The following is a 15,356-nucleotide window of genomic DNA, read 5'->3' on the forward strand; positions in this document are numbered from 1 at the left end:
TAAAATGACTAAAAAAGCGATATTGTTTTTGGAAAGGAGGCAACTGATGAAACGATTAGAAAAGATTTCTTCTATTGTTCCCATCCTGCTACGGATTACTCTAAATTTGGCGCTCATTATGGTCGGATTTACTCTTGTTGCTTTTTTAATTAGAGAGGCATTTACGATTTTCAATAATATTTTCTTTTTAGATACGGACGTTTCTTACTACTATATGACACAGGATATTTTGACGTTTTTCCTTTATTTTGAATTTATTGCGCTCATTGTAAAATATTTCGAATCTCATTTTCATTTCCCGCTGCGCTACTTCATTTATATCGGTATCACAGCGATTATTCGATTTATTATTGTCGATCATTCTAGTGCAACATCTACGCTAATACTCTCAGGCGCGATTTTACTTCTTGTCGCTGCACTATTTTTAGCTAATACAAAGCTCCTTAAAAGAGAGGGCTAAAAAAGCAAGCAACCCCACTTTCGGGATTGCTTGCTTTTTTTATACTGTATTTAAATCTGAATTGAAAAGTTGAATCGCTTTAGTAAGTTCTAAAACTTCGGCTTCTAATTTATCTTTTTGTTTTTTTAGTTCGTACATTTGTAAGATGTTTGCAGCTTCATTCAAATCAACGTCTGTCACATCGTACCATTTAATCCATCTAGAAAGTGAAGCGCTTGAAACTCCAAAATCCTCGCATAGAGTTTGTTTAGAAGTTCCTTTGCGATATAAATAAACAAGGCTTATTTTGAATTTTTCGGTATATTTTTTAGTAGGCATAAACAGTTCCTTTCTTGTGCGTTTTTCTCATAAAGTAGTTTCCCAGTCAACTGTTGTGTTGTTTTAATACCCCATTGTACGTCTCTTTTAATACTCATTTCTAGTAATAACAAATTAGCAATATTTCCTTTTTTAAACTATTTTGAATGAGCAGTTTTGCTGATTGTTTTTTAGTATTTAAAAGAACTATTTTTCTTGTTTCCCTTATTTTGAAAATTAATAGATAAAACCAATTCTTCGTTAATTAATGCAGTCTAGCCTCGTTTCATTCCTATTATCTCCTTTTATTTTTCAGTAAAAACTTTCTTATCAACAATGAAACTTTTCGGAATTTGCAAAATTTCTTAATCAACACATTTATTATAGATTATACGATGAAAATTTTTATACTAAAAAAAGACCAATTTAGTTATTTTTGTGGCTAAAAGGTGTCTTTTTAGTGTCTATTTAATGACATAGGTCAAACTCCCTCTGTTTTTTAGTACTTTTTTAGGACTTTTATGATGAAAAAGAGCTTTTTTATTCCTAAAACAGTACATTTAGCTGCTTTCGATTCTTTTTAAGAACAGATGTTAGAGAGGCGGACTAGCATAATTTAGCAAAAATAATCGTTTAAAGATAACTTATAAGGGCTACTATTGGTCTATTTTAAATATAAAACGTCTTTTTGTGGTACAATAATTTACAATCTATATAGAAAAGGGTGTTGCTATGGAGTTTCTATTCATTTTACTTCCAGTTTTCGGAATTTTTGCAATTGGTTTTATTGGGCAGAAAACATTAAAATTCGATATTCCTAATTTATCGAAACTGACGCTTTATCTTATGTCGCCGTTTCTTGCATTTAATACTTTTTATACTAATCCGCTAACGATGGATTATTTTTATTTGGCGATTTATATTTTTGTTTTATGCTTAAGCTTAATTTTACTTGTTAGTGTTATTAGTTTTCTGCTTGGTTACAATGTGCAAGATCGTTGTGCGCTTATTTTAGCTAGTGCTTTTATGAATAATGGGAATTACGGCACCCCTGTTGTATTGCTTGTTTTTGGGGCGGCTGGACTTGATATTGCAGTTGTTTTAATGGTGTTACAGCAGCTTGCAATGAGTACGATTGGTATCTATTTTGCTGCAAAAGGGAGCAAGGATGCGAATGGTATGAAAACTGTCATGACACGTGTGGTACGAATGCCGATTGCTTACGGGGCGCTACTTGGGCTTATTCTTCAGCTACTACATATTCCGCTTCCCTCTGCATTAATGACTTGTGTGAAACTTGTTGGTGATGCAGCGATTCCAACAATTATGATTGTTCTTGGAATGCAGTTAGCGGTTATTTCTTTTCGGCGGATTGAACTGGATAAAGTTGGCATCGCGCTAGTTTTGAAATTACTCATAGCACCGTTTATCGCATTTGGTTTGACTCTTATTCTTCCTGTCGATGAAATGACAAAGCAAATCATGATTTTGTTAGCAGCAATGCCTACAGCAGCAAATACAACTCTTATGGCTGTTCAATTTGATACTAAGCCAGATTTGGTTTCCAGTACGACGTTTATTAGTACTGTTTTAAGTATAATTACGCTACCAATTGTACTTTATTTTCTTCATCCAGTTTTCTAAGGCGGGCTCCGGCTCGTCTTTTTGTATAGACCAATAATAAAACAAAACGTTTGATTTACTTATATTTTATAAATATAATAGCTATACCAATTAAAAAAGGAGACGGTTATCAGTGGAAAATATCGATATGAAATATTTACATTTATTAGCCAAACAATATCCTACTATAGCTAAAACGGCCACAGAAATTATTAACCTTGAAGCCATTATGAATCTACCAAAAGGAACGGAACATTTTTTAAGTGATGTGCACGGAGAATATAGCGCATTTGAACAAGTTTTACGGAATGGATCTGGAGTTGTAAAACGTAAAATTCGCGATATTTTTGGGGATGAGTTGGATGATGCTGAAATCAATTCTCTTAGTACTTTGATTTATTATCCAGAAGAGAAAATGGATTTAATTGCTGAAGAAATGGACGATATGCATGATTGGTATCGCACTACCCTTTTCCGCTTAATTGAACTGTGCCAGTATGTTGCCTCAAAATATACTAGATCGAAAGTAAGAAAAGCCATGCCGGAAGATTTTGCTTACATATTAGAAGAATTGTTACATGAAAACTATAACGAAGAAGATAAAAAAATGTACTATGAAGAAATTTTGCAACATATCATTTCGCTGGATCGTGCAGCTGAATTTATCAGTGCATTATCACGTTTAATTCAACAACTCGTGGTTGATCATTTACACATCGTTGGCGACGTTTATGACAGAGGCCCTTATCCAGATAAAATTATGGATACACTGATGAATTATCACTCACTTGATTTCCAGTGGGGTAATCATGATATTTTATGGATGGGAGCGGCTAGTGGCTCAAGAGTTTGTGCTGCTAACGTCATTCGAATTTCTGCGCGTTATTTAAACTTAGATATTTTAGAAGATAGTTATGGTATTTCTCTTCGCCCACTTGCACTTTTTGCTGATGAAATTTATAAAAATGATCCTTGCACCTATTTCCAACCTAAAAATGAAGATAATTTAAACTATAGTAAAGCTGAAATTACCCAAATTGCGCGGATGCATAAAGCGATTTCGATCATTCAGTTTAAATTAGAGGGCGAGATAATCAATCGACGTAAAGAATTTGATATGAATCATCGTCTGTTACTGCAAATGATTGATTATAAAAAAGGAACCATCCATTTAAAAGGGAAAGATTACCAGTTACTTGATACTCATTTTCCAACGATAGATCCTAATGACCCTTATAAGCTAACAAAAGAAGAAAAAGAGCTTATTGAAAAAATTACGGCATCGTTTAAAAATTGTCGGCGATTACAAAAACATGTTCAATTTCTTTATTCAAAAGGTAGTATGTTTTTAACGTATAATGGTAATTTACTTTATCATGGTTGTATTCCTCTATATGAAGATGGAACTTTTATGGAAATGAAGCTACGCGGAGAAAACTTTTCTGGGCGAGAACTTTTAGAACAATTTGAAATTCTTACTCGTGAAGCCTACGTGCGTAAACCCGGAACAAAAGAGAAGAAATATGCTTGTGATATTGTTTGGTATTTATGGACAGGAGCGGTATCTTCATTATTTGGGAAAAGCGAGATGACTACGTTTGAGCGCTACTTCATTGCGGAAAAAGAGACACACAAAGAAGAAAAAAATCCTTATTATAAACTCCGCAACGAAGAAACAATTTGCAAACAAATCTTGGAAGAGTTTGGTCTCGACGGTGAATGTGGACATATTATAAACGGCCATACACCAGTTAAAGAAGGTAAAGGTGAAAGTCCAATTAAAGCAAACACCAAAATGCTCGTGATTGATGGCGGTTTTGCCAAAGCTTATCATAAAGAAACGACGCTTGCTGGCTACACATTACTCTATAATAGTTACGGTTTGCAGTTAGTCAGTCATCAACCGTTTACGACGAAAGAAGATGCGATAAAAAATGAGACCGATATTCTTTCAACGCGACAAGTTATTGAGATGGAAATTAATCGAAAGCGTGTACGAGATACAGATATTGGTAAAAATCTTAATGAACAAGCCACCGATTTAAAAATGCTCCTTGAGGCTTACCGCAATGGTTCGCTTCACGAAAACAGTTAAACGATAGATTTAGAATTGTCATAAAACTTTCACAAGTGCTAGACTGACTGGGCTGCAACAAATAAAGCGTTATTAACTATTTATGTTCTATTTTTACTAGTGCACGTTTTAGTAAAAAAAGTTATATTAAAATAGTAGTTATTTCTTTATAACGTTCATAAAAGAATATCTATTCATTCCCACTTAGCTTCTGATTCCCACAGATCAAAAGCAAATAAAGAGAAGACCCAGTGATCACTGGGTCTTCTCTTTATTTTTCTTGTTCTCGCGCTAATCTTCTAGCCTCTCTAGCTGCTTTTCTTGCTGCGCGGTCATCATCTACTGGTTTTTTGGTTGCTTCTTCAGATACTTCTTTTTTCTTCAATATTTTTTCTAAATCAAGACCTGCCATTGTCGCATAGCGTTTGAAGCGTTTCTCAGCATCTAAGCGTGTTTTTTCGGACAGTTTAGCTGCTACTTCTGGATTCGCTTTATATAATGCAGAATAGCGTGTTTCGCGTTTTAAGAAGTCTTCAAATTGATCAAAATCCACTTTTTTATAATCCATAACCATCGGATTTTTACCTTTTTCTTCTAGTAAAGGATTATAACGATATAAGCTCCAGTATCCGCATTCGACTGCTTTTTGAGTTTCGCTAAGCATCGTCTTCATCCCGCGAGAAATCCCGTGGTTAATACATGGCGTATAAGCGATAATTAACGATGGACCTGGATAAGCCTCCGCTTCCTCGATAGCTTTCAAGGTTTGGCGTTTACTTGCACCCATCGCAATTTGAGCAACATAAATATTACCGTAACTCATGGCCATGATTCCAAGATCTTTTTTACCGACTGATTTTCCACCAGAAGCAAATTTAGCGATTGCAGCAGTTGGGGTTGCTTTGGATGATTGACCGCCTGTATTGGAATATACTTCATTATCCATTACAAAAATATTCACATCTTCACCTGATGCTAAAACATGGTCAATTCCGCCAAATCCGATGTCATAAGCCCAACCATCACCACCTATCATCCACTGCGACCGTTTAATAAATAATTCTCTGTCACGGTAAATAGATTCAAGCAAGGCATTTCCTTTCATTTCATTTAAAAGGGCGAGTTGCAAAGCTTCTGCTCGGTCACGTGTGTCTTCTGAAACGTCCATTTGATTTTGCCAATCTGAAAGAGCCTCACGTAAGCCTTCTGATAATGTTTCATCCGCTAGTGCTTGAGTGACTTTATTATTTAAAGCTTTTCGCATCGTTTGGTTCGCTAAATACATACCGTAACCGTATTCTGCATTATCTTCTAATAATGAATTTCCCCAAGCCGGACCGTGTCCTTGATCATTCACAGTATAAGGCGTTGCTGGTGCAGATGCGCCCCAAATTGAGGAACAGCCAGTCGCATTGGCAATCATCATTCGGTCGCCAAACATTTGCGTTAATAATTTAACATAAGGGGTTTCACCACAACCTGCGCAAGCCCCTGAGAACTCAAGTAACGGTTGTTCAAATTGACTACCTGGAACGGTATTTTTCTTACCAGGATTTTTCTTTGGTTTGACATTAATCGCAAATGACCAATTCGGATTTTCTTTTGCGGCAACTTCTTCAAAAGGTTTCATTACGAGCGCTTTATCTTTCGCTGGGCAGGTTTCTGCACATAAGTTACAACCAGTACAATCCATTGGTGAAACTTGAATACGGTAACGAAGTCCATCTTTCCCGCGCATTTCTCGTGTCATAAAGCCTTCTGGTGCAGATTCCAATTCCTCTTCATTAGTTAAAATTGGGCGGATTGCTGCATGCGGACAAACAAAGGCACATTCATTACACATCGTACAGTTTTCAGAAATCCATTCGGGAACTTCGAGTGCGATACCACGCTTTTCGTAAGCTGCTGTCCCTGGAGGATATGCGCCGCTTACCATACCGTTAGAAATTAAATCACCAACAGTCAAGCTGTCCCCTTCTAAACGGTTCACAGGTTCCAGAATATTTTTAACGTACGCTGGTTTTTCGGTGGCGGTACTTGCTTCTGCTGTTAAAACTGGATTTGCCCAGCTTTCCGGCACTTCTACTTTATGCAAGTTAGCAACTGTTTGGTCCATCGCAAGAATATTTTTCTCCGCAACCGCCATATCTTTTTTCCCGTAAGTAGCGATAGCCGATGCTTTTAAATCAGCCAGTGCTTTTTCGAACGGTAAAATATCGGTCACTCGGAAAAAGGCCGTTTGCATAACGGTATTAATTCTTCTACCAAGTCCAGCTTCACCCGCAATTCTCATCGCATTTAATGTATAAAATTGAATATTATTTTTCGCAATATATTCGCGCATCGCAGCTGGTAAATGTCGTTCTAACTGCTCGCCTTCCCAAATCGTATTGAGTAAGAATGTTCCGCCTGGTTTTAAGCCTTTTAATAAATCATAGGAGCGTAAATAGGCCGAGGTGGAGCATGAAACAAAATCAGCTTGTTGAATTAAATAGGCAGAACGAATGCGGTTTTCACCAAAACGCAAATGCGAAACGGTTAGCCCGCCCGATTTTTTCGAATCATAGGAGAAATAGCCTTGCGCATATAAATCGGTATTATCCCCAATGATTTTAATTGCGGCTTTATTCGCGCCAACTGTGCCGTCCGAGCCGAAACCCCAGAATTTACATTGGAATGTTTTTGCTGAAGTCAGATCACTTGGTCCAGTATTTTCAATGGAAAGGTTCGTAATGTCGTCTGTAATTCCAATCGTAAAGCGCGGTTTTGGTTTTTCGGTCGTTAGGTGCGAATAAACACCAAGAATCTGGTCTGGTGTAACATCTTTTGAACCTAAGCCATATCTACCGCCAATAACGAGCGGACGCGTTTCACTATCATAAAGCACACTTTGTACATCGAGCAAAAGTGGTTCCCCGCCTGATCCTGGTTCTTTCGTACGGTCTAAAACAGCCACACGTTCCACTGTTTTCGGTAGTTTTGCTAAGAAAGTTTCTGCTGGGAAAGGACGGTATAAACGAATATTTAATAGCCCTACTTTTTTGCCTTGGGTAGTTAAATAATCAATCACTTGTTCGATGACAGGTGTTACAGAGCCCATCGCCACAATAACGTCTGTTGCATCTTCCGCTCCGTAGTAATTTACTAAGTCATAGTCTGTGCCACGAAGCTGATTAATTTCTTGCATGTAGTTTTGAACGATACTAGGGATTTCCTCGTAATAACGATTCACCGTTTCTCTTTGTTGGAAAAAGATGTCTGGATTTTGGTTGGAACCTAGTGTTTTAGGATTATTTGGCGTCATTGCGCGATTTCTGAATTGTTGTAAGGCCTCTTTATCAAGTAAATTTTCTAATTCGTCATATTCGAGCACTTCGACTTTTTGTAATTCATGGCTCGTCCGGAAGCCGTCAAAGAAATTTAAAAATGGTAAACTCCCTTTTAACGAGGCTAGATGGGCAACGGCAGATAAGTCCATTACTTCTTGCACGGAACCTTCTGCAAGCATCGCAAATCCAGTTTGGCGCGCTGCCATCACATCACTATGATCGCCAAAAATATTAAGTGAGGCTGCAGAAATTGTTCTTGCAGAAACATGGAAAACAGTTGGTAATAGTTCGCCGGCAATTTTGTACATATTCGGAATCATTAAAAGTAAACCTTGACTCGCTGTATATGTGCTCGTTAAGGCTCCTGCTTGAAGTGAGCCGTGAACTGTTCCTGCTGCTCCTGCTTCTGATTGCATTTCTACTACTTTTACGGGTTCATTGAATAAATTTTTCTTGTTTTTTGAAGACCATTCATCCACAAGTTCAGCCATGGTGGAGGAAGGGGTAATCGGATAGATTGCTGCAACTTCTGTAAATGCGTAAGAAATATAAGCTGCGGCGGTATTTCCATCCATCGTTTTTCTATTTCGCATAAGACTCAACACTTCCAGTCATTCTAGTTTTATAATCATTCTTATTCTACACCACTATTCGCTTATACTCAATGCTTCACAAGGACTAGAAAAAGTGTAGATTTTTAACAAAAAAAGAAACTAGCTAAAACGATAGCTAATTTCTTTTGATTATTATTCGTTTAATTCTAAAACAGACTCTGCAATGTTATTTGCATGGTCACCAATTCGTTCTAAATCACTTACAATATCGATATATAAAATTCCGCTAACGACTTGGCATTTGCCTTCATTTAAGCGACGGATATGGCTTTTACGTAATCTACGTTCTGCTTTATCAATATCTTTTTCAACCAAAATAGTTTCTTCAGCAAGTGCTCGGTCTTTTTTATGCATTGCTTTTACTGCTCGTTCGAAATTGGATGTTGTCAGTTCAAACATTTCGATTAGCTGCGTGGATGCTTCTTCAGACATTTTCGCTTTGTTTTTAATCAGTTGGTCGATATTTTCTACGATGTTCTCCATGTGATCGCCCACCCGTTCAATATCACGAACGGTATCAAGCATCAGCGCATGTTCTTCTGTTTCATTGTTTGTTAAAGCAACCGAAGAAATTTTAGTTAAGTATTCGGTGATTTTTCGGTCTAAATTATTCACTGCTTCTTCAACCTGAACAGTTGACTCGGCATGTTTTGGTTCCTGGTTAACGAGATATTCTTTTGCTTCTTGTAGGCCTAATTTGGCATAATCTGCCATGCGAAGTGTTTCCTCGCGTGCCATTTCAAGTGCAATCCCTGGTGACTGATCGATTAAGTTTGTATCTAGATGTTTCACTTTATAATCAATGCGCGAATCGTCTCCTGGTATGAGTTTTGTTACTAGCCAAGCAAAGGCCCCAATAAACCAGAATTGAATAAATGTATTTGTCACATTAAACGTTCCGTGAGCAACCGCAATGGTCATTTCTGGATTTAGTCCAAATAAACCTTGCATATAAGCTACGAGCGATGTGAAAAGTGGTAAAATCAACATGAATATAATTGCGCCTAATAAGTTGAAAATAACATGAGTCGCTGCTGCACGTTTAGCTGCAACACTAGCTCCAATGGCAGCAAGAACCGCTGTGATCGTTGTACCAATATTATCTCCAAATAAAACTGGTAATGCGGCTTGAAGGTCAATTGCACCTTGCCCATATAGCTCTTGTAATATCCCGATAGTCGCACTTGAAGACTGCACTACCGCGGTAAAGATCGTTCCGATTAACAAACCTAAGAATGGATTTGTACTCATTTGAGCAGTTAATTCATGGAAAGATTCCATTCCAGCAAGAGGTTTCATCCCTTGCCCCATCAAATCCAGTCCATAAAATAACGCACCAAATCCAAAGAATACTTGTCCAATATTTTTTACTTTATGATTTTTAAAGAAGAATAAAAGTACTGCTCCTACAGCAATTATTGGTAAAGAATACTCGGATAACTTAATACCAATAATAAAGGCGGTTACGGTTGTTCCAATGTTCGCCCCCATGATAACACCAATTGCTTGTTTTAAGGTCATAAACCCGGCACTTACTAACCCGACCGTCAAAACAGTTGTACCTGAGCTACTTTGAATTAATACAGTAACTAAAATTCCGGCAAGTACACCCATAAAAGGATTCGTCGTGTACTTATCTAAAATATCACGGAGTCTATCCCCAGCTGCCATTTGCAGCCCGTCCCCCATATATTTTATACCGAAAAGAAAAATTCCAAGTCCTCCAATAAATTGAAAAATCATCTGCTGAATATTTATGTCTCCCATGAAAATCTCCTTTTTGTTTGTAATCTTGTAATTTCACTCTTTTTTCATCATAAAAGAAAGTAAAAGCGAGGTAAATAGATTTTTTTCATTTTGTAAAGGAAGTTCTATTAAAAAGAATGTAACTCGTTGAAAATAAAGGCTTTAACGCGTTCCGAATGTATTGTTAAGTTTTTGTAAAGGTCGTTTACATAGACTTTTATTTTTCAGATCGTAAAGTAGCGATATATGCTTTCGCTGCCATAACATTCATTTGTTTGCTTTCTTGTAAAAACTTGGCTACTTTTTCGATTTCATTTGCTTCTGCTCCCGCTGTCATTGCCAGTGATTTTGCTTGTAACGACATATGTCCACGCTGGATGCCTTCCGTAACGAGTGCCTTTAAAGCGGCTAAATTTTGCGTTAAGCCAACTGCGCATACTAACATAGCTAGTTCTTTCGCCGATTCTACTCGTGCAATTTTTTTCGAAAGGCTGGCGATCGGATGAATCCCGATAGAACCTCCTACAAAGGCGACTGGCATTGGTAAAGTTAATTCGCCAACTAAATATCCATCTTGATCTTTGGACCACTTAGACATGGGCTTATAGCTTCCTGTACGGGCAGCATAGGCATGACTAGCAGCTTCTACTGCACGCCAATCATTTCCAAAAGCCATAATAACTGCATCGATACCATTCATAATTCCTTTGTTGTGCGTGGCTGCTCGGTAAATATCAGCATCTGCAAATTCATAAGCGGCAATAATTCGATCACGTACCCACTCGCCACTTTGCGTTTTTGTCGCTAAACTTAGAGGGGAAAGTCGACAAGTCACCGTTGCGGTTGCTTCATCTACTAAATTGGATAAAATTCGCATATTTGCCGTTCCACCCGTTAAAAGCTCTAATTCTGGCGCTAACGTTTCTACCATTGTATTTACCATATTGGCTCCCATTGCTTCTTGGGTATCAACAAGTAAATGAACGATAAATAAAGTTTCTTCGCTCGCAGTTTTAGCGGTACGTAGCTGTAAATCCACAGCCCCGCCGCCTCTTTTTTGTAAAGATGGATGGGCGTCATTAGCAATAGCAATGAGTTTTTCTCGGTTAGCAAGCACTTCTTCTTCCGCAGATTGGACATCTGGCACGTTAATTAATTCAATTTGACCGATCATTTTCCGGTCAGTCGCAGTGCCTTTCATACCACCGTTTTGCGCGATTAATTTCGCTCCTGAGCTTTGAGCAGCAACGACAGAAGGCTCCTCCATTGCCATTGGAACAATATAATTTTTTTCATTTAAAAGCATATTCATTCCTAGCCCGAGCGGAAGCGAGTATATGCCAACCGTATTTTCAATCATGTGGTTTGCTTTATCAAGAGAAAGAGCCCCTGTGGAAGCTAAAAAGGCTTGTTCTTCATCATTTAAATCAGCATATTCGGCTAAAACCGCACGACGTTCTTCTAAAGTTTTTTTATAAAATTTATCAAAAGCTTTCATTGCCTTAATCACCTCAAATTAAATTTTCTGCACTTACTTGACTATAGCATATTCCGAAACTGGATGTAACGGTTCCAGTAATCCCCAGTTAGTTCCGTTTTTTTCTTAGGTTTTTCCCATTTATCCACGACTTGGCCGGCTGAAATAATTGCTGGTCTAAAAATCCCATTCTTCGTTATAATTGCTTCATGCCACTCTTCTGGTAAAACGATGGAGCGGTCAATGTATCCGATAATCCACTCGTCAAAACCTGCAAGTGGAACCGTGTGTACTGGACTACTTTTCTCAATTGTATTGGATAAATAAAAGTCGCCTTCTTTATTGAAATCTTCTAAAGCTATTTTTGCATCGGTAACGGTCAATCCAGACCAAAAGCAAAAGTCTTTTAAAGTAGCTGGCGCGTGGCTTTGTATGTAGCGCTTTGCCAATTCTTTCAACGCTTCTTCTCGGGTATAAGTGTACTCAGGAGCTGGAATATGAATTGTGTTTCGAAAGGTTTCATCCGCGCCAGAGCAAATAATTTTCCGCGAGCTTAAGTAGACCAATAACTGCGCAAACGGGATGCCGCTGCTAGGTAAATCATGTTTCGCTAAGTTCAGAGCTAAGTCTTTTCGCGTTATCGCATGCTCTGCTACAAGTGTTTTTACAACCTCCGTAGATTTACTTAGAATGTCTTCTGTTAAACCTAATTTAGTTCGATATGGCTTACAAATTTTATCTATCCTCGGGGCAATTAAATCCATCAACCAGTGATAATCACGTGCCGAAAAAAGATGAATTGTTCCTCGCAAAAGCCACGTTCGGATAATTTCACCTTCATCAATCGCTTGTTTTACAGTTTGCTCATTTGGAGTAATTAATCTACTTCCAACTGCCCAAAGTGATTGACCATAATTTTGAGACTGCATCGCACCAAAATGAAACACTACTTCTTCAGGGGACGAAAGCCATGTAGTCTCAGCTAATCTTTGGTTTATGAACCGCTTTTGAATAATCGTTTTTCGCTCCATAGTAACCTCTTTTTTTAGTTTATTGTAGCATAAAAACATAGCAAAAATCCCTCCCGCTATGAAAAGTCGGAAGGGATTTTATTTTAATTAGCAGTTTCTTCGTTTTTCTTTTAGAAATTGAAATTATCTGGGTCTGGGCCAGTTCTTTCATCTTTATTTAATCCGCTGATTTTTGCAACTTCTTCATCACTTAATTCGAAGTCGAAAATATCGGCATTTTGGATAATACGTTCTTGGTGAACTGATTTTGGAATAGTAACTACGCCAATTTGTAAGTCCCAGCGAAGAATAACTTGTGCAACTGATTTACCATGTGCATCAGCAATTGCTTTAATTTCTGGGTTAGCAAGAAGTTTACCGTTACCAAGTGGAGACCAAGCTTCTACTACAATGTTGTTTTCAGCACAGAATTTACGTAATGGTTCTTGTGTTAATTGCGGATGTAATTCAATTTGGTTAACCATTGGAGCGATTTCCGCATCTTCCATTAATTCTTTTAGGTGATGTTCGTGGAAGTTACATACGCCAATTGCTCGAACGCGTTTATCTTTATATAATTTTTCAAAAGCGCGCCAAGTATCTTTGAATTTTCCTTCGACTGGCCAGTGAATTAAATAAAGGTCTACATAATCAAGTTCTAGTTTACGTAAGCTTTCATCAAAAGCAGCTAGAGTAGATTCATAGCCTTGCTCTGCATTCCAAAGTTTGGTTGTTACGAATAAGTCTTCTCTTTTAACGCCAGACTCTTTAATCGCTTGACCAACACCTTCTTCATTTTTGTAAGCAGCAGCTGTATCAATGCTAATGTAACCAGCTTCGATTGCCCATTTAACAGAATTTACTGCTTCGTCGCCGTCTTGTACTTTCCATACGCCAAATCCTAAACGGGGCATTTCTACACCATTTGCAAGTTTTACTGTATCTTTTAAGTTCAATTTATCCGCCTCCTAAAAGTATTAACACGTTTACTATACACCTTAGAGTATACTCAAAGGCAAACATTTGGCTTTTCGATTTTCAAGGTGCTATTATTAAGAAAAAAAGAGGTGATTTTAGTGCAACAAACAATTAAAGAAGCTTCCGAGCACACGGGTTTAAGCGCCCATACGATTCGCTACTATGAACGAGAAGGGTTAATTCCATTTCTAGCACGTGATAAAAATAATAACCGGATTTTCGATAATGATGCCCTGCACTGGCTTGAATTACTTACTTGTTTACGTGTCACTGGAATGCCACTTGCGAAACAGAAAGAAATTGTTGAATTAACTAAATGTGGCGATGAAACGGTATCAGAACGAATCGCTGTACTTAAAGAACATCAACAAGATATGTATCGCCGGCAAGCTGAACTGGACCGCGCATTTAAAAAAATCGAGAAAAAACTAGCTTGCTATGAAGAATTAGAAAAAGACGTAAAGAAAAGTGTGAATCAGCTTAGCTAACTGATTCACACTTTTTTTACTGTATTCTTTTCTTTTTGCGATGTTTTCTAATAAGATAAATCAATAAACCAATAATCGCTACGAGTAGAATTCCACCAACAATCGCAATATTTTTCACGTTTGGCACAGTGACTTCAAAATACATTTCGGATTTTTGATCAAGTGGAACGTCCCAAGTGAGCTTTCCGCCATCGACGCTCTTAGCATTATTATCACCAATTGACGACACTGGTAAATCTAAAATAAAAGTATAGTCGATTTGACTTAGTATTTCTTTAGGAAACGGGACATCTGCTACTTCTTTTTTCCAGATTTTCTCGATGTCAATATTTGCATCCACTTTGATTTTTTGTGTGAAGAAACTTTTCGTATTAGTAATTTTCACGCCAAAATCTTCTGGCTCCATATCGCTTTTCGTCGTTTCATCCTTCGCTAATTTCTTTTCGATATGATAACTTGTATTTGATTTCTTATCAACAGTAAAGCCAGCTTCTTTTAGTTTAGCTTCCACTTGATTTGAATAACCTGATGCGAAAATTCCTGCTACAGATGAAATATCGATGTCAAAGGAAATCATTGCCTCACCTTTTTTGTCGACTTTCACCGTATTCGTTACATTGGCGCATCCTGCGAGAACTAAAACTAAACTAAGTAGCAGCGTGAAAATAATTTTTTTCATTGGTTTGCCTCATTTCTTATTTTTGCATATGTTCATAGTCGTGGCCGCTCAGTTTAATTTCCCCAGTCACATGAAATCCTAAGCGTTCATACAACCGTTTCGCATGTGGATTTCCTTTATCGCAATTTAAACCGACTACTTTTTCACCATCGTTTGCAGCAATTTCTGTTAATTTAGCAAGTAATGCTGTTCCAACGCCGTGACCGCGGTATTTTTCATTTGTTACGATTGAATCTAAATACCATTCACCTGGAAATGTTTCTTTATCCACAAAAATCGGCGCATCGTAAGTAATTCCGTGTTTTTTCGCAATCTCGTTCCACGCATGGTCGATTTCCGGTTCAATTTTCCCAGGATAGCCAGCTAAAACTCCGGCAATATCTCCATCTTTTTCAAATACATGAAGATGTCTGTAGCTATAACGGTAATCCTCGGTTTGAATCGCTTCAATTAATGCATTTGTAATTGCTTCTTCCGTTTCTACTTCTAAAATTGGTAACTCCATATCTTTCCATATTACGAGTAAAAGTGGCGCAATTTTTGGCGCGTCTGATTTTTTAGCTTGTCGAATCAATTTTTAC

General features: G+C 37.6%; 12 protein-coding genes. 4 read left to right on the forward strand and 8 right to left on the reverse strand.

The genetic code is table 11. From position 1 onward, the window contains the following. Positions 1-46: 46 nt before the first annotated feature. A complete protein-coding gene (gene psiE / locus AC4PG0_RS04215; protein WP_003729465.1) occupies positions 47-460 on the forward strand; it encodes a phosphate-starvation-inducible protein PsiE in 414 nt (137 codons plus the stop codon). 39 nt (positions 461-499) lie between these two features. Here the strand turns inward: psiE and AC4PG0_RS04220 are convergent, their stop codons facing one another. Next, a complete protein-coding gene (locus AC4PG0_RS04220) occupies positions 500-778 on the reverse strand; it encodes a transposase (protein ID WP_003761194.1) in 279 nt (92 codons plus the stop codon). Between the two features lie 711 nt (positions 779-1,489). Here AC4PG0_RS04220 and AC4PG0_RS04225 point away from each other — a divergent pair. Both AC4PG0_RS04225 and AC4PG0_RS04230 read left to right on the forward strand, forming a co-directional pair. Next, on the forward strand, positions 1,490-2,401 hold the full coding sequence (locus AC4PG0_RS04225; RefSeq protein ID WP_003771037.1) for an AEC family transporter: 912 nt from the start codon (positions 1,490-1,492) through the stop codon (positions 2,399-2,401). Positions 2,402-2,513: 112 nt separating this feature from the next. Next, positions 2,514-4,475 carry a fructose-1,6-bisphosphatase gene (locus AC4PG0_RS04230; protein ID WP_010990630.1) on the forward strand — a complete coding sequence of 654 codons (1,962 nt, stop codon included), beginning with the start codon at positions 2,514-2,516 and terminating at the stop codon, positions 4,473-4,475. 250 nt (positions 4,476-4,725) lie between these two features. Here AC4PG0_RS04230 and nifJ read toward each other — a convergent pair whose 3' ends face one another. The 5 genes from nifJ to AC4PG0_RS04255 all read right to left on the reverse strand — a co-directional run bounded on the left by nifJ (position 4,726) and on the right by AC4PG0_RS04255 (position 13,586). Then, positions 4,726-8,376: a pyruvate:ferredoxin (flavodoxin) oxidoreductase gene (nifJ, locus tag AC4PG0_RS04235; RefSeq protein ID WP_492167975.1), complete on the reverse strand. Its 3,651-nt coding sequence runs from the start codon at positions 8,374-8,376 to the stop codon at positions 4,726-4,728. A 153-nt stretch (positions 8,377-8,529) separates the two neighbouring features. Then, positions 8,530-10,164 (reverse strand): Na/Pi cotransporter family protein, encoded by a 1,635-nt coding sequence (locus AC4PG0_RS04240; protein WP_045553470.1) that lies wholly within the window; start codon positions 10,162-10,164, stop codon positions 8,530-8,532. 196 nt (positions 10,165-10,360) lie between these two features. Continuing rightward, positions 10,361-11,641, reverse strand: a complete 1,281-nt coding sequence (locus tag AC4PG0_RS04245; protein ID WP_492167408.1) for a hydroxymethylglutaryl-CoA reductase, degradative — start codon at positions 11,639-11,641, stop codon at positions 10,361-10,363. A gap of 41 nt (positions 11,642-11,682) precedes the next feature. Beyond that, a complete protein-coding gene (locus AC4PG0_RS04250; protein WP_492167407.1) occupies positions 11,683-12,651 on the reverse strand; it encodes a winged helix DNA-binding domain-containing protein in 969 nt (322 codons plus the stop codon). Between the two features lie 110 nt (positions 12,652-12,761). Then, the gene (locus tag AC4PG0_RS04255) at positions 12,762-13,586 is read right to left on the reverse strand and encodes an aldo/keto reductase (RefSeq protein ID WP_003771025.1); all 825 of its coding nucleotides are present in this window, start codon (positions 13,584-13,586) and stop codon (positions 12,762-12,764) included. Between the two features lie 120 nt (positions 13,587-13,706). On the opposite strand from AC4PG0_RS04255, the gene AC4PG0_RS04260 reads away from it, so the two are divergent. Further along, the gene (locus AC4PG0_RS04260; protein WP_003761175.1) at positions 13,707-14,096 is read left to right on the forward strand and encodes a MerR family transcriptional regulator; all 390 of its coding nucleotides are present in this window, start codon (positions 13,707-13,709) and stop codon (positions 14,094-14,096) included. 16 nt (positions 14,097-14,112) lie between these two features. Here the strand turns inward: AC4PG0_RS04260 and AC4PG0_RS04265 are convergent, their stop codons facing one another. Both AC4PG0_RS04265 and AC4PG0_RS04270 read right to left on the reverse strand, forming a co-directional pair. Then, on the reverse strand, positions 14,113-14,775 hold the full coding sequence (locus tag AC4PG0_RS04265) for an EGFR-like transmembrane domain-containing protein (protein WP_207578436.1): 663 nt from the start codon (positions 14,773-14,775) through the stop codon (positions 14,113-14,115). 16 nt (positions 14,776-14,791) lie between these two features. Then, positions 14,792-15,349, reverse strand: a complete 558-nt coding sequence (locus AC4PG0_RS04270) for a GNAT family N-acetyltransferase (protein ID WP_003766021.1) — start codon at positions 15,347-15,349, stop codon at positions 14,792-14,794. Positions 15,350-15,356: the final 7 nt, after the last annotated feature.

Source organism: Listeria sp. MAN/IMW/UF464, assembly GCF_058683955.1.

Bases quoted from the DNA above. Each gene is read 5' to 3' on its own strand.
- psiE (WP_003729465.1), top strand. From the start codon at position 47: ATGAAACGATTAGAAAAGATTTCTTCTATTGTTCCCATCCTGCTACGG.
- AC4PG0_RS04220 (WP_003761194.1), bottom strand. From the start codon at position 778: ATGCCTACTAAAAAATATACCGAAAAATTCAAAATAAGCCTTGTTTAT.
- AC4PG0_RS04225 (WP_003771037.1), top strand. From the start codon at position 1,490: ATGGAGTTTCTATTCATTTTACTTCCAGTTTTCGGAATTTTTGCAATT.
- nifJ (WP_492167975.1), bottom strand. From the start codon at position 8,376: ATGCGAAATAGAAAAACGATGGATGGAAATACCGCCGCAGCTTATATT.
- AC4PG0_RS04240 (WP_045553470.1), bottom strand. From the start codon at position 10,164: ATGGGAGACATAAATATTCAGCAGATGATTTTTCAATTTATTGGAGGA.
- AC4PG0_RS04245 (WP_492167408.1), bottom strand. From the start codon at position 11,641: ATGAAAGCTTTTGATAAATTTTATAAAAAAACTTTAGAAGAACGTCGT.
- AC4PG0_RS04250 (WP_492167407.1), bottom strand. From the start codon at position 12,651: ATGGAGCGAAAAACGATTATTCAAAAGCGGTTCATAAACCAAAGATTA.
- AC4PG0_RS04265 (WP_207578436.1), bottom strand. From the start codon at position 14,775: ATGAAAAAAATTATTTTCACGCTGCTACTTAGTTTAGTTTTAGTTCTC.